This is a genomic window from Mycobacterium gastri, from assembly GCF_002102175.1.
Lineage (GTDB): Bacteria > Actinomycetota > Actinomycetes > Mycobacteriales > Mycobacteriaceae > Mycobacterium > Mycobacterium gastri.
This window is the reverse complement of record NZ_LQOX01000150.1, coordinates 47,502-61,856: the sequence shown is the minus strand read 5'-3', so window position 1 is coordinate 61,856 and position 14,355 is coordinate 47,502. Positions and strand designations below refer to the sequence as shown.

Sequence of the window (14,355 nt, the reverse complement as noted above, 5' to 3'; positions counted from 1 at the left end):
GACAGATCAGTAACGAATGAATGTCACCCGTGGATATCGAACCCGCGGTGATCGGGGTCGACGGTGTGCGGGTGAATGATCGGGTGGTCCCAGATAACCGGGTCATCCGCCGGCAAGCCAGCGCGGTCGAACGTCGAATCGGGCAGGTCAGCGCCGGTGAGCAGCACCGACGGCTCATGCGGTTCGATCCCGACCGGATGGGGATCGGTGGGCATTTCGCCGGCCCCCGGCAGGACCGGCTCGTTGATCACATGGCTTGCCGGGCTGTGCTGTTGGAACGCCGGCGCCGTGGTGTGCGGTGAGAACGCATCGAGGGCAGCCGCCGCCGCACCGCTTGCCCAGACGTTGCCATGGTCAGCGATTTGCGTCCCGAGAGCTGCACCGGCCGAACCGGCCATTGACAGCGAATCGGACACCACTGGGATCAGATTGTTGACGTCGACGCTGGTCACATTCGTAAGGTGAGCATCAGCGATCGCCTGAGCAGGGTCGGCCGCATAGCGCGCGGCCGCCTCGGGATCGCGTACCAGCGAGATGACGAAGTCGAGCAACGAGTTTGCCATCTCGCCTCCACATCGCACATCTCTGGTGCTGGTCTCGCGTTAGCACGATGCTATCGGTTGACCGCGCCTCTGTGTTCGGTGTGAAACCCGCGGACCCCGCGATCCCATTAGGGGGTGCCACGTTAGGGGAATACTGGGGTTATGGGGAACGAAGGGCTATGGTGAAACCGCTGCCGACAAACCTGTGAACTGCGAAGAAGCCGACGATGCGAAATGAGCCACCGGCCGGACTCGCGCAATACGGCGACGCACCCGTGATCCCATCTCCCGCCGATGTCCCGCCCGCCGCCCGCGGTGTCGTCGATGACTTGGCCAATGCCGCCGAGACCCCCGTCAAAGCCCTTGTCTGTGGTGGCATCGGAACCGGCAAGACATCCCTGCTGGCCGCGGGCCGCGAGGCGCTGCGCCGCGCCGGGTTGACGGTCCTGACCCGCCCTCCACGGGACGGTGATCCGTCCGACGCGGTGTTCGTCGTCGACGACGCCCACCTACTGACCGACGCCGAACTCGTTCGGCTGACCGAGCGGGCCTCCGAACCTCATGCCACGGTCGTGGTAGCCGCCGAAGATCACCAGCAGGACCCGGCGCTACGTGCCCTGACGACGGCCATCGAACGGGAGCGGCCTCGAATATCGCTGGGTCCGCGGCCGGTCGCCGAGCACCTACGTGATTCCACGGCCGGGTTACCGTTCCTGATCCATGCGGTGTCCGACGGGGCACATCCGCCGGCACAGGCCGCCAAGTTCGCGCTCGTCAAGCGGTTGCGCCGACTCGACGAACCGACACTGGACGTGATGCTGCTCATGTCGCTGAGTCCAGGGTTAGGGGTCACCGATGCGGCTGCAGCGCTTGGGGTTTCGACAGCAGATGCCCGCCGGCTAGTCGATCGTGCGTACGGCAGCGGACTCGTCATACCCGCCCATCCCCCGGCCTTCCTGCAGGCTGTGCATGACGCCATCGCCCTGATTATCGGCAACGCGCGCCACCATCAGATCGAAACATCACTGCTGCGTACGCAATTCGACATTTCGCCGATATCGCAGGATCTCGCGTTGCAACTAGCCGAACATGGGTTACATGACGAGCGGCTGGCAGCCGTCCTCAGCCGATATGCCGTGACCGACGGCGACTCGGCCCGCAGCGCACGGCTGTACCGGGCGGCGGTCAATGCGGGTGCCGCCGGACTGACCTCCCGGCTGGCCGATGCGCTTGCCCTCACCGCCGATTGCACAGCAGCGGCAGCACTGGCCGACGAGCTGCTCAGCTCGCCCGATTCCGCCCAACGCGCCGCTGCGGTGCGGATTGCGGCCAGCGTCGCCGCCCATGACGGCAATACAGCTCAGGCCACCGAATTGTTCCGCTGGCTGGGTCCATATCCGGACGCGGTGGTCGGTTCGGCCGCGGCGATCGTGCTTGCGGCCAGGGGTGATCTGACGGCTGCGCGAGATGCATTGCTTCTCAAGGATTCTGGTCCGCCGACGATGGCTGCGCGAGCTTCGCGCGGCCTCGCCGAGGGGCTACTGCTGACGATGGATCAGCCCTATCCGGTCGCGATAGCAAAACTGGGCCAGACCCTTGCGGCCCAACCATCGGTGACCGAAGCCATGCCGGACAGCCCGGCCGCGCTGGTTACCTTGGCCGCAATACACGGCGGCGACCCGGTCCGCGCCCGCAGTGTGATCGGGCGAGCGGTGCGCGCCGGTGGCGACGCAGCGTTCCGGAGCCGGCACCTGCTGCTGTCCGCCTGGATAAAGATGCAAGACGGCCAGCTGCCGTCGGCCGCCGCGGATGTCGCCGCAGCCGGCACGGAGCTTCACCGACGTGACGCGTTGTGGGCCGCGGCATTACACATTGCGATCGCGCGCCGCAGTGGCGATACCGGTGTGCTGCACAAGCAGTGGTCCACCGCCATGGAAGTGCTCGCGGAATATTCGATCGATCTGTTCGCGCTGTTGCCACTCGCCGAATTGTGGGTGGCCGCCACCCGGATACGCCAGGTGGACCAACTGGAATACCCCGTGAATGAGGCGTTCGCCCTTCTGGATTCGCTGGGCAGCCCGCCGTTGTGGGCCAATTCACTGCATTGGGCCGGCGTGCACGCCGGAATACTTGCCAACTCACCAGAATCGGTCGCGCCGCACGGGCAGGCCCTGGCTGCGGCGGCTGCCCACAGCGGCCTCGCGCAGATCCTGTCCGGTGCCGGCCGAACCTGGCTACGAGTGCTGGCCGATCAGGTCGACGCCGACGAAGTCACCGTGGCGGCACGGTCGCTGTCCCGCGTCGGTCTGACCTCGGACGCGACCAGGCTGGCCGGGCAGGCCGCCCTGCAAACCTCGGATGCCAAGGTTTCGGGGGCGATGCTGCAACTGGCCCGAGACCTGAAGCTGGGCACGGGTTCTGAGGAGGTCACCGACCTGGAGCCGGCTGCGGGCGCGTCGGCCGCACCACGCCAGCCACCGGCGGGCACTCCGCTGTCTGATCGGGAACGCGAAGTCGCCGAGTTACTGCTGCTGGGGATGCCGTATCGCGACATCGGCGGCCGGTTGTTCATTTCGGCCAAGACCGTCGAACATCACGTCGCGCGGATCCGCCGACGGCTCGGCGCCGAGTCCCGCTCGGAAATGTTGTCGATGCTGCGCGCAATGTTGACCCCACCGGACTGAGCCGCCGATGAGACGCAGCGCCGACGGCGAAGTTAGGACAACCTTTCTCGCGTCGAACACGGCAAAGATGACAGTATGGGCAGGTTGAGCAGGCAATAGAGCACGCCAGAGTGACCCAAAAATGACCCAAAAATGACAAGGCATTGGAGAGACTTTCGGTGACCACGCAGACGCTCATCAGACTGGTAGTCGGCCTGGGGATGACCGCGATAGTGGGCGCATTCGCGCTGCGGCGGGTCTGGTGGCTGTACAAGCTGATCATGTCCGGTCAACGGGCCAGCGACCGCACCGACAACCTGGGGGTCCGGGTCTGGACCGAGATCGCCGAAGTGTTCGGCCAGCGCCGGCTGCTGAAATGGTCGATCCCGGGCCTGGCGCACTTCTTCACCATGTGGGGCTTCTTCATCCTGCTGACGGTTTATATCGAGGCCTATGGGTTGCTATTCCAGCCCGACTTCCACATCCCGATCATCGGCCGATGGGACGCGCTGGGCTTTCTGCAGGACTTCTTCGCGACCGCGGTGTTCCTCGGGATCGTCACCTTCGCGATCATCCGGTTGCGGACCGAGCCCAAGGAATACGGCCGCGGCTCACGGTTCTACGGCTCACACACCGGCGGCGCGTGGCTGATCCTGTTCATGATCTTCAACGTCATCTGGACCTATGTGCTGGTGCGCGGGTCCGCGGTGAACAACGGCACGCTGCCCTACGGCAAGGGGGCGTTCTTATCTCAGTTGTTCGGCGCGATCCTGCGTCCGCTGGGCCACACCGGCAACGAGATCCTGGAGACGGTGGCCCTGTTGCTGCACATCGGCGTCATGCTGGCCTTCCTGATCATCGTGCTGCACTCCAAGCACCTGCACATCTTCCTGGCGCCGATCAACGTCGTGTTCAAGCGCCTGCCCGACGGGCTGGGCCCGCTGCTGCCCATCGAGGCCGACGGCAAGCCCATCGACTTCGAAAACCCGCCCGACGACGCCGAATTCGGCCGCGGCAAGATCGAAGACTTCACCTGGAAGGGCATGCTCGATTTCGCCACCTGCACCGAATGTGGGCGCTGCCAGTCGCAGTGCCCGGCGTGGAACACCGGCAAGCCGCTCTCCCCGAAGCTCGTCATCATGGACCTGCGCGATCACTGGATGGCCAAGGCGCCCTACCTGCTGGGGGAGAAGGAACCGAGCGAAAAGGGGGGCGAGGGCGGCCACGTCGAATCCGGTCGCGGCGAACTCCACCACGTTCCCGAATCCGGATTCGGCCGGGTTCCCGGCTCCGGGCCGGAGCAGGCGAACCGACCCCTGGTCGGCACCGCGGAACAGGGCGGCGTCATCGATCCCGACGTGTTGTGGTCGTGCGTGACCTGCGGCGCCTGCGTCGAGCAGTGCCCGGTGGACATCGAGCATGTCGATCACATCGTTGATATGCGCCGCTACCAGGTGATGATGGAGTCGGAGTTCCCCTCCGAACTGTCGGTGCTGTTCAAAAACCTTGAGAACAAAGGCAATCCGTGGGGGCAGAACGCCTCGGACCGCACCAACTGGATCGACGAGGTCGACTTCGACGTGCCGGTGTACGGCGAGGATGTGGACAGCTTCGACGGCTTCGAATACCTGTTCTGGGTGGGTTGCGCGGGCGCATACGACGACAAGGCCAAGAAGACCACCAAAGCCGTCGCCGAACTGTTGTCCATCGCCGGGGTGAAGTTCCTGGTGCTGGGTGCCGGGGAGACCTGTAACGGCGACTCCGCACGCCGCTCGGGCAACGAGTTCTTGTTCCAGCAATTGGCCGCCCAGGCCGTCGAGACCCTGGACAGGGTGTTCGAGGGCGTGGAGACCGTCGACCGAAAGATCGTGGTCACCTGCCCGCACTGCTTCAACACCATCGGCAAGGAATACCGGCAGTTGGGCACCAACTACACCGTGTTGCACCACACTCAGCTGCTCAACCGGTTGGTACGCGACAACAAATTGGTGCCCGTGACACCCGTTTCTCAAGACATCACCTACCACGACCCGTGCTATTTGGGCCGGCACAACAAGGTGTACGAGGCGCCGCGTGAGTTGATCGGCTTCGCGGGCGCCAACCTGACCGAGATGCCGCGCCATGCCGAGCGCAGCTTCTGCTGCGGGGCGGGCGGCGCGCGGATGTGGATGGAAGAGCACATCGGCAAGCGGATCAACCACGAACGCGTCGACGAGGCGCTGGCCACCAACGCCGCCACTATCGCCACCGGCTGCCCGTTCTGCCGGGTGATGGTGACTGACGGCGTCAACGACCGGCAGGAAGAAGCCGGCCGCAGCGGCGTCGAGGTGCTCGACGTGGCCCAGGTGTTGCTCGGGTCGCTCGACCGCGACGCGGTGAAGCTGCCGGAGAAAGGCACGGCCGCCAAGGAAGCCGAGAAGCGGGCCGCGACGCCAGAGAAGGCAGAGAAGGCAGAGCCGAAAGCCGCCGCGCCGACCGCTCCAGCTGAGGCTCCGGCTGAGGCTTCCACCGAGGCACCGGCTGCGACACCGACCGCCGCGCCTGCCGCGCCGGTCAAGGGGCTGGGCATCGCGGGCGGAGCCAAGCGACCCGGCGCCAAAAAAGCAGCCCCCGCTAAAGCGACGGCCCCCGCCCCTGGCGACGTCGAAAGCGAAACCGCCAAAGCACCAACAGCCGCACCCGCCAAGGGGCTCGGCCTGGCCGCCGGCGCCAAGCGCCCGGGAGCCAAAAAGGCCACCGCCCCGGCAGCGGCTCCGGCACCGGCTGCCCCCGCCGCGGAGACCGCCACAGCACCCGAAGCCGCAGCACCGCCAGCGGCACCCGTGAAAGGTCTCGGCATCGCCGCCGGCGCCAAGCGTCCAGGAGCCAAGAAGGCCGGTGCACCAGCGGTGCCGTCAGCCCCGGCCGCCTCCGCCGAGCAGCAACCCGAGACAAAACCGGAACCGGCAGCCCCCGCCGCAACGGCCGATGCCGAGGCGGCTCCCCCGGCGGCGCCCGTCAAGGGCCTGGGCATCGCACCAGGCGCCCGTCCGCCGGGCAAGCGCTGACCACGGCTTGACACCTGTCAGCAAATTTCGCTGGACAGCGATGAGACCATGGTTGACGTGACTACTCACCAGCTGCCCTGGCACGCCTCCGCACATCACCGGCAGCGCACCTTCGCGCAGTCGTCCAAGCTCCAGGACGTCCTGTACGAAATCCGCGGCCCAATACACCAACACGCCGCGCGGCTGGAAGCCGAAGGTCACCGCATCCTCAAGCTCAACATCGGCAACCCGGCACCGTTCGGTTTCGAGGCGCCCGACGTGATCATGCGCGACATGATCCAAGCGCTGCCCTACGCGCAGGGATACTCCGACTCTCAGGGCATTTTGTCGGCTCGCCGCGCGGTGGTCACCCGCTACGAGCTGGTCGAGGGCTTCCCGCGATTCGACGTCGACGACGTCTATTTGGGCAACGGGGTGTCCGAGCTGATCACCATGACGCTGCAGGCGCTGCTGGACAACGGCGATCAGGTGTTGATCCCGTCACCGGACTATCCCTTGTGGACGGCGTCGACCTCGCTGGCCGGCGGCACGCCCGTGCATTACCTCTGCGACGAGACCCAGAGCTGGCAGCCCGACATCGCCGACCTGGAATCCAAGATCACCGACCGCACCAAGGCCCTGGTCGTGATCAACCCGAACAACCCGACCGGCGCGGTCTACAGCCGTGAAATCCTCACCCAGATAGTCGATTTGGCGCGCAAGCATCAACTGCTGCTGCTCGCCGACGAGATCTACGACAAGATCCTCTACGACGACGCCACACACATCAGCGTGGCCTCGCTCGCCCACGACATGTTGTGCCTGACCTTCAACGGCCTGTCCAAGGCATACCGGGTCGCCGGATACCGCGCCGGCTGGCTGGCAATCACCGGGCCCAAAGACCACGCCAGCAGCTTCATCGAGGGCATCAGCCTGCTGGCCAACATGCGGCTGTGCCCAAATGTCCCGGCGCAGCACGGAATTCAGGTCGCCCTCGGTGGACACCAGAGCATCGAGGACCTAGTGCTTCCCGGTGGCCGGCTGCTCGAGCAGCGCGACGTCGCCTGGACCAAGCTCAACGAGATTCCCGGGGTCTCGTGCGTCAAGCCGGCCGGAGCGTTGTACGCGTTTCCGCGATTGGACCCCGAAGTCTACGACATCGCCGACGACGAGGAACTCGTCTTGGACCTGCTGCTGTCCGAGAAGATTCTGGTCACCCAGGGCACCGGATTCAATTGGCCGGCACCCGATCACCTGCGCCTGGTGACACTGCCGTGGTCACGTGATCTTGCCGCCGCGATCGAGCGGCTGGGTAACTTCCTGGTCAGCTACCGCCAGTAGGCTGCCGCCGGATAGTGGCTCGCAGCACAGCAATCGCCAGCGGGGCCACCAGGTCACTCTCGACGTCGCCGCCGGACCCCTGGCAATCTTTGCCGAAACCGACCGCAATCTGTGCCATCGGAAATACGATGCGATGCGATCGAGTCGATGGTGGACCACGCAATCCCAGTGGGGCGCCCCTATCGGCCACGGCCAGTGGGAGGGTTCATGTCGTTTGTCATCGTGGGGCCGGAATTCTTGGCGTCGGCGGCGTCCGATGTCGCGGGGATCGGGTCGGTGCTCAGCGAGGCCAACGCGGCGGTGGCGGCCCCAACTACAGCGGTGCTCGCGGCCGGTGCTGATGAGGTGTCGGCGGCCATTGCCGCGTTGTTCGGCGCGCACGGCCAGGCCTACCAGGCGCTCAGCGCACAGGCGGCGGCGTTTCATGCCCAGTTCGTGCAGGCATTGAACGTCAATGCGGGTTCGTACGCGGCCGCCGAAGCCGCCAATGCGGCCCAAAGTATCCTCCTGGACCCTCTGAACGGACTCAGCCAGGCACTTACCGGGCGCCCATTGATCGGTAACGGCGCCAATGGGGCACCGGGTTCCGGGCTCGCCGGTACACCCGGCGGGTGGTTGATCGGCGACGGCGGTAACGGCGGATCTGGAGGGGTCGGCGGGAACGGCGGCGACGGCGGGGCCGCCGGTCTGTTCGGCAACGGCGGCTTGGGCGGCGCCGGCGGCGGCAACGGGATCAACAACGGCGGCAATGGCGGCAACGGCGGAAGCGGCGGGCTGCTCTATGGCGCCGGCGGCACCGGCGGCGCCGGCGGGTCCGGCTTCGCCAACGGAGGGAACGGTGGCAACGGCGGGGCTGCCGGGCTGATCGGCTCTGGCGGCGGCGGCGGTATCGGCGGACTGGGCAGCGTCGGGCTGACCTCGGGCGGCGGGACCGGCGGCCAAGGAGGAGCCGGCGGCATGCTCTTCGGCAACGGCGGCGCGGGCGGTGCCGGCGGCTTGAGTGACGTGTTTCAGGGCGGGGCCGGCGGCAACGGCGGCAATGCAGGGTTCTTCGGCGGCGTCGGTGGCGCCGGCGGCGCGGGCGGGGACACATTGGGCAGCACCGCAGGGTCCGGCGGCAACGGCGGCCACGCCGGGTTGTTCGGCACCGGCGGCGTCGGCGGCACCGGCGGGGCAAGCTCTGTCGGGTTCGGCGGGGCCGGCGGCAACGGCGGCCACGGCGGCCTGATCTCCGGCGTCGGCGGCGCCGGCGGCACCGGCGGTCAAGGCACCCTCCTTGGCGTTGCGGCCACCAGCACTGGCGGCGATGGCGGCGAGGGCGGCGCCGCCGGTCTGTTCGGCACGGGCGGAGCCGGCGGGGTCGGCGGGGTCGGCTATGCCGATACCGCCGGCGCCAGCGCTACCGGCGGGTCCGGCGGCGCCGGCGGTTCCGGCGGAACGCTGTTCGGCAACGGAGGGGTCGGCGGCAACGGCGGGGCCGGCTTCATCAGCGCCACTGGCGCCGGCGAGGGCGGCAACGGCGGCAACGGCGGCATCGGCGGGCTGATCGGCAACGGCGGTAGCGGCGGCAATGTCGGTACCCCCGGACCGAACGGTCTCGGCATCGGCACCGGCGGTAACGGCGGCAACGCGAAGCTGATCGGGAACGGCGGAAACGGCGGAAACACCGGAGCGCCCGGCGCGGGCACCCCGGGTAACCCGGGCTCCGGCGGGGTGCTGATCGGCCAGCCCGGGCAACCGGGACTGTAGTCGCACAACCGACGAACTGCGCGGACGTGCCTCCGCATCGATCAACAATATCCCGCCAATACTACCAATACCGTTGTGGCGCAGGGGTTCTGCATGGCGGACCAGGCTGGAATCGTGTCTGCAGCCGGTCATGGCTCGGCCGCGCTCATCGGCGACGGCGGTAACGGTGGCAACGGCGGAGCCGGCCCAACCCCGGGCAGCCCCGGCGCCGCTGGCACCGGCGGACTCCTGCTGGGCCAGGACGGGTTGGCCGGAAGACGTAGCCGACGTACCTCGGCATGCCTTCGATTGGCCGAAATCAGTTGCGTTCCAACAGATCCAGTAAGTAGCTGCCGTATCCGGACTTGTCCAAACTGCGCCCGCGCTGGGCCAACTGCTGATCATCGATCCAGCCCAGCCGCCACGCCACTTCCTCGGGGATGCTGACCTTGAGTCCTTGCCGACGTTCCAGCGTCCGGACAAAATCGGCGGCATCCAGCAGCGAGTCGAAGGTGCCGGTATCCAGCCACGCCGTGCCCCGAGCCAGTACCTCCACCGCCAACCGGCCCTGGCCGAGATAGACCTGGTTAATCTCGGTGATCTCATACTCCCCACGCGCCGATTTCTTCAAACCCCTGGCGATCTCGATCACGTCGTTGTCGTAGAAATATAGCCCCGGCACCGCATAATGCGACTTCGGCGTGGCCGGCTTTTCCTCCAACGACACCGCCAGACCGTCAGCACCGAACTCGACCACCCCGTAAGCCGACGGGTTAGCCACCCAATAAGCGAAAACCGCTCCGCCGCTGATGGATTGGAATCGGCTCAGGCTAGTCCCCAGACCGGGACCGTAAAAGATGTTGTCCCCCAACACCAACGCCACCGAGTCGTTGCCGATGTGATCGGCACCGATGACGAACGCCTGCGCCAGCCCGTCGGGCCGATCCTGGGTTGCGTAGCTGATATTGACCCCGAAGTGTCTGCCGTCGCCGAGCAGACGATGAAACCCCGGCGCATCATGGGCGGTCGTGATCACCTGAATATCGCGGATACCGGCCATCATCAGGGTGGTCAACGGATAGTAGATCATCGGCTTGTCGTAGACCGGCAACAGCTGCTTACTGATCCCCATGGTGATCGGATACAACCGAGTCCCCGAACCACCGGCCAAGATGATTCCGCGCATCAGCGGCTCCTTAGTCCACCAGGTCTTCGTCGGTGAGTTCGGTGGCCGCTAGCGCCGACGCCAAGTCGTCATGACGGAAGACCGCGGTGACATGATCTCGTACCACGCGGAATGCCGACGCGGCGGTTGTGACGGCCCCGGGATCGTCACGGCCGGTGATCTTCTGCTCGACCACCACGACGCCGTCGTGCACATACATCCGCCCAAGCTCCGCCGCCGCCGTCACCGAGCCCGCCCATCTGCGTAGCGCATCATGACCCTGCACCGCCCCATGCGCATCACCGATGTCGATGTCGTCGCTCGACAACGACACCAATGTCTCCACATCACCGGCATTCAACGCGTCGTGCCAAGCCAACACCGTGGCGATCTCCGAAGTGGTCATGGTCTGCCAGTCTAAAGAGGCGTGCCATCCAGCCATTTCCGCCACACGGCATGGTCACCGAACACTTCGATACCGGTGTCGGCGACCGGAAGTCGGCGCGCCATCGCCAGCAGCAGCTCGGCTGCGCTGCCGCGAAGCGCCACGGTTCCCTTGCCATGTTCGTGCGACCAAGTGATCCGGCCCGCGTCGACGCCGACCGTCCATTCCCCGGCGGCACCCAGTCCCGGATCGGTGGCGTGCAGATGTAAGGTGTCACCGGCCTGAAGGGGTAAAGCAGCATCGTCGCCGCCGGCCTGGACCGCGATTCGCTGCAGAAATTCACTGATTCCGTCGGCTGCGATGTCCGGTTCCAGCGTGAATTCGCTCCCGGCGGCGATTGCGGCATCGGCGCGATGCACCGCCACCTCGTGCAGCCGGCGCCGGATCCACCAGCCCGCCGGCCTCGGACCGAGAAATGTCCATACCGGCGTTTCCGCACCAGTCTGCTCGACGGCCTCGACCAGACGCTGTGCTCCACCGCGCAGCCAGGTGATGGCGTCGTCCAGATCCGGTGGCGGCTTTCCCTCTTCGACACTGCGCGGGTCCAAGAAGCTGTCCAGTCGATCGCGCACTATCTGCGCCGCCCAGCGGTCCCCGCGCCCGACGTGGCGGAACAGCTGTCCCAGGTTCCAGCCCGGACAACTCGGCACCGGCGTCGATTGGTCGGCGTTGCGGATGAGGTCACCAAATTGGCGGGTCTGGTCAAGATATGCCGACGTGTAATCCACGGCGGTCACGCTACTCGCGGCCCGCAGTTATCCGCGGCGCGGAGTTCGGTCATGGCGCCGTTACCCCGCGTAGGTCGTGGCGCGAACTCAGCGCGAGTGGCGAACGGGACGCGTGAGCCACACGAGGAGTATTGCGACGGCAATCGCGACAAGGGAGGACAGCCACCATGCGGAGATCACCAGCGCGGCTATCGCAAGTTCACGACCCTGCTGGCGGCGGTGGGCGATCTGGTAGAGCGCGACGATTCCCAGGGGAATGCTCACATATAGCAGGCCCAGCACACTCGTCACCAACGCCGCGATCGCAAAGCCGCTAATCGCTAACGAGCTCACAGAGTCAGCCGGTGGAAACGCAGTCGCCTGGCGGCCGTTGGTCATGTTCGGCACCTATCTGGTTGCTGGCCGCCACGCGGCCGCTTGGTTGACACGAAAAATCCTCGTGGCCAGCGCTACCCGGATGCTTGACGAATTCTTGGAAGCGACGCTGTTGTTCAAGCAGCCGCAACGCCGAACGAAAACTACGGCGAGCCAAGGATCGCCGTCGCGACGGCGTAGGCCACCGCGAGCGAAACGTTGACTCCGTTGTCGCTGCCTTTTTCGAAGTCGTCGCCGTCAACGGCCATGGTGTTGGTGATGTGCGCCAGGCAGACGACGTTCCGGCCGGCCGCAGCGGCGTAGGCGTACAGCGCTGCGGCCTCCATCTCGACGCATGCGATTCCGCGCCGCTCGGCTTCCTTGATGGCCAGTGCCGTTTCCCGGTAGGGAGCATCGGTCGTCCAGGAACTTCCTGCCACTACGTGGACACCGTTCTGGTCGAAGGCATTTCGGAGTTTGTCTTTGAGGCCCGCGGCCAGATAGCTCCATTCGCCGGGCGCAACGTAGTGCGCGCTGGTTCCTTCGTCGCGAAGCGCCCGCTCGATGAGCACGAAATAGGGCGGTGTCTCGCTGCCGCTGATACGTCCCGCGGACGTGATGCTCACGAGCAATGATGCGCCGGATACGGACAGCTGCTCGGCGACTAACACCGCAAACGGCGCGCCGACAGCCATTCCGACAACCCCGATTTCGAGCCCGTCGACCTCGACGACCCACATCTCGGTGTGGTAGCAGGCCCAACCCAGGTGGCGATATCCGCTCCCGGCCCGGGCCAGGTGCCGTACTACGTCCCCGTCGGGATCCAGAACACACACCGCCGGAACAGGATTGTCCGGCAACGACTTTTGACGGCGAGCCTCGCGCAGCAGATTTGCGGGGCGAAACACCGAAGGCGCGTCGAAGTCCTTTGGTGCAACCAGCGGGTAACCCTCTTGGCCGTCGGTCACCGTGCCGACGTTAGCGTATTCCAGCGGTCCAGCCAGGCCCTTTCTTGGGCAACTTTCTCTTCGTGGAACGCCGCCGAGGGCGGGTACAAGGTCACCGAAGGTGCCGGCGCGCACAGGAAGTTGCCTGCGCCCTTGGCGGCCTGGTGATCACCGGTCTCGACGTAGCAGGCACCCTCGCCGGTGAACAGCCGCTCCGGCACGTCGTAGCCGAGATGGCGAGCGACGCCGTGCGCCACGACTCCAGCCTGGGATTGGGCGAACACTGCCGCCTTGGGCAGCGGCTTGCCATTCGGCAAAGTAAGCACAGTCGCGTCACCGATAGCCCACACGCCGTCGACCCTAGTGGACAGCGTCTGCGGGTCCACGGGTATCCACCCTGATTCACTGAGCCCGGCTGATCGCGCCGCCGCCGACGGCGCATGCGGCGGAACCACCGCAAGCAGGTCGAACGGTTCGGTCGTGCCATCACCGAAATGCAGCGTCCGTTCCGCCGAGTCGACCGCGGTGACGGCCTTGCGGGCGTGGAAACCGATGCCGCGATCCTCGAGCATCGCCACCAGCGCCTGGCCGACCTCGGGTCCTGCGACGGGCATCGGCAGCGGATCGGGTGTGAAAGTGTCGATGTGTACGGTGCCGTTGGCGAAGCGGTCGCCGAGTTGGGCAGCCATGAGGAACGCCGCCTCGAACGGCGCGGCCGGGCACTTGAACGGCACCCCCGCAACCAGCACCACGATCCGGCCGCGGTCCAGCGCGTCGACCTTCGCGTGCAGTTCCGTCGCCCCGTCAAGCGTGTAGAACTGGCCCGCGACGCCGGCCCGAAGTGCTTCCGCCAATCCGGGCACCGCCGCTTCGTCGAGCGTGGCACCCAAGGCGATCACCAACGCGTCGTAGCCGAGGACACCGTTGCTGGTGTGCACCGCATTGGTCCCGACGTCGATGTGGCTCACGGTTGCTGCCACCAGCTCGACGCCGGGTAGTGACGTCGGGGTCGCGCGGACGCGGACTTCGTCGGGGAGACGCCAGCCCCGTAGCACCCAGAGCAGCGAAAGGCCGAGGGCCCCGTCAAAGCTCTTGTCCACCAGAATGATCCGATCTTCGGGTGGCAGCAGCTGGCGAAGGGTGTCGGCGGTGGTGAGACCGCCAACACCGGCCCCGAGGATGACAATCGTCTTACTCATGATGTTGACTCCCTTCCCGTGAACACGTTGCCCATCCGCTGACCGACGAGCAGAACGTGCGGCCTCTTCCAGCACTATTCCAACCATCTATGGAGTAGTAGATACTAGCGGGAAGGCTCACACAAGGGCCGTACCGTCAGTCAGTCGGCCCGGTCAATCAGCAATGCGTTCAACCGGTGGGTTGCGTGATTCCGGGAGAGGTCCTCGGCAACAGAGT

11 protein-coding genes are annotated in these 14,355 nt (G+C 66.2%); 4 read left to right on the top strand and 7 right to left on the bottom strand.

What is annotated here, in order from left to right:
- Window positions 1-23 precede the first annotated feature (23 nt).
- Complete coding sequence (locus AWC07_RS25130; RefSeq protein ID WP_036412520.1) at window positions 24-563, bottom strand: Rv0340 family IniB-related protein; 540 nt, start codon at window positions 561-563, stop codon at window positions 24-26.
- Window positions 564-769: 206 nt separating this feature from the next.
- On the opposite strand from AWC07_RS25130, the gene iniR reads away from it, so the two are divergent.
- The 4 genes from iniR to AWC07_RS25110 all read left to right on the top strand — a co-directional run bounded on the left by iniR (window position 770) and on the right by AWC07_RS25110 (window position 9,321).
- Window positions 770-3,226, top strand: coding sequence for an isoniazid response ATPase/transcriptional regulator IniR (gene iniR, locus AWC07_RS25125; RefSeq protein WP_085105277.1), 2,457 nt, complete (start codon window positions 770-772; stop codon window positions 3,224-3,226).
- Between the two features lie 158 nt (window positions 3,227-3,384).
- Window positions 3,385-6,252 carry a (Fe-S)-binding protein gene (locus AWC07_RS25120; RefSeq protein ID WP_036413449.1) on the top strand — a complete coding sequence of 956 codons (2,868 nt, stop codon included), beginning with the start codon at window positions 3,385-3,387 and terminating at the stop codon, window positions 6,250-6,252.
- A 30-nt stretch (window positions 6,253-6,282) separates the two neighbouring features.
- Window positions 6,283-7,572 carry a pyridoxal phosphate-dependent aminotransferase gene (locus tag AWC07_RS25115; RefSeq protein ID WP_036413452.1) on the top strand — a complete coding sequence of 430 codons (1,290 nt, stop codon included), beginning with the start codon at window positions 6,283-6,285 and terminating at the stop codon, window positions 7,570-7,572.
- Between the two features lie 207 nt (window positions 7,573-7,779).
- A complete protein-coding gene (locus tag AWC07_RS25110) occupies window positions 7,780-9,321 on the top strand; it encodes a PE family protein (RefSeq protein WP_036413455.1) in 1,542 nt (513 codons plus the stop codon).
- A gap of 298 nt (window positions 9,322-9,619) precedes the next feature.
- On the opposite strand, the gene rfbA is transcribed toward AWC07_RS25110, so the two are convergent.
- The 6 genes from rfbA to AWC07_RS25075 form a co-directional block, all read right to left on the bottom strand.
- The gene (gene rfbA, locus AWC07_RS25100; protein WP_036413458.1) at window positions 9,620-10,486 is read right to left on the bottom strand and encodes a glucose-1-phosphate thymidylyltransferase RfbA; all 867 of its coding nucleotides are present in this window, start codon (window positions 10,484-10,486) and stop codon (window positions 9,620-9,622) included.
- 10 nt (window positions 10,487-10,496) lie between these two features.
- On the bottom strand, window positions 10,497-10,871 hold the full coding sequence (locus AWC07_RS25095) for a nuclear transport factor 2 family protein (RefSeq protein WP_036413460.1): 375 nt from the start codon (window positions 10,869-10,871) through the stop codon (window positions 10,497-10,499).
- A gap of 11 nt (window positions 10,872-10,882) precedes the next feature.
- A complete protein-coding gene (locus AWC07_RS25090; RefSeq protein WP_036413473.1) occupies window positions 10,883-11,638 on the bottom strand; it encodes a maleylpyruvate isomerase family mycothiol-dependent enzyme in 756 nt (251 codons plus the stop codon).
- A gap of 87 nt (window positions 11,639-11,725) precedes the next feature.
- Window positions 11,726-12,016, bottom strand: a complete 291-nt coding sequence (locus tag AWC07_RS25085) for a DUF4190 domain-containing protein (protein ID WP_139829874.1) — start codon at window positions 12,014-12,016, stop codon at window positions 11,726-11,728.
- Window positions 12,017-12,156: 140 nt separating this feature from the next.
- Entirely contained in the window at window positions 12,157-12,960 is an 804-nt protein-coding gene (locus AWC07_RS25080) for a nucleoside phosphorylase (RefSeq protein ID WP_036413465.1), read from the bottom strand.
- Window positions 12,957-14,138, bottom strand: a complete 1,182-nt coding sequence (locus AWC07_RS25075; RefSeq protein WP_036413468.1) for an NAD(P)/FAD-dependent oxidoreductase — start codon at window positions 14,136-14,138, stop codon at window positions 12,957-12,959. The genes AWC07_RS25080 and AWC07_RS25075 overlap by 4 nt, the downstream gene beginning before the upstream one ends.
- Window positions 14,139-14,355: the final 217 nt, after the last annotated feature.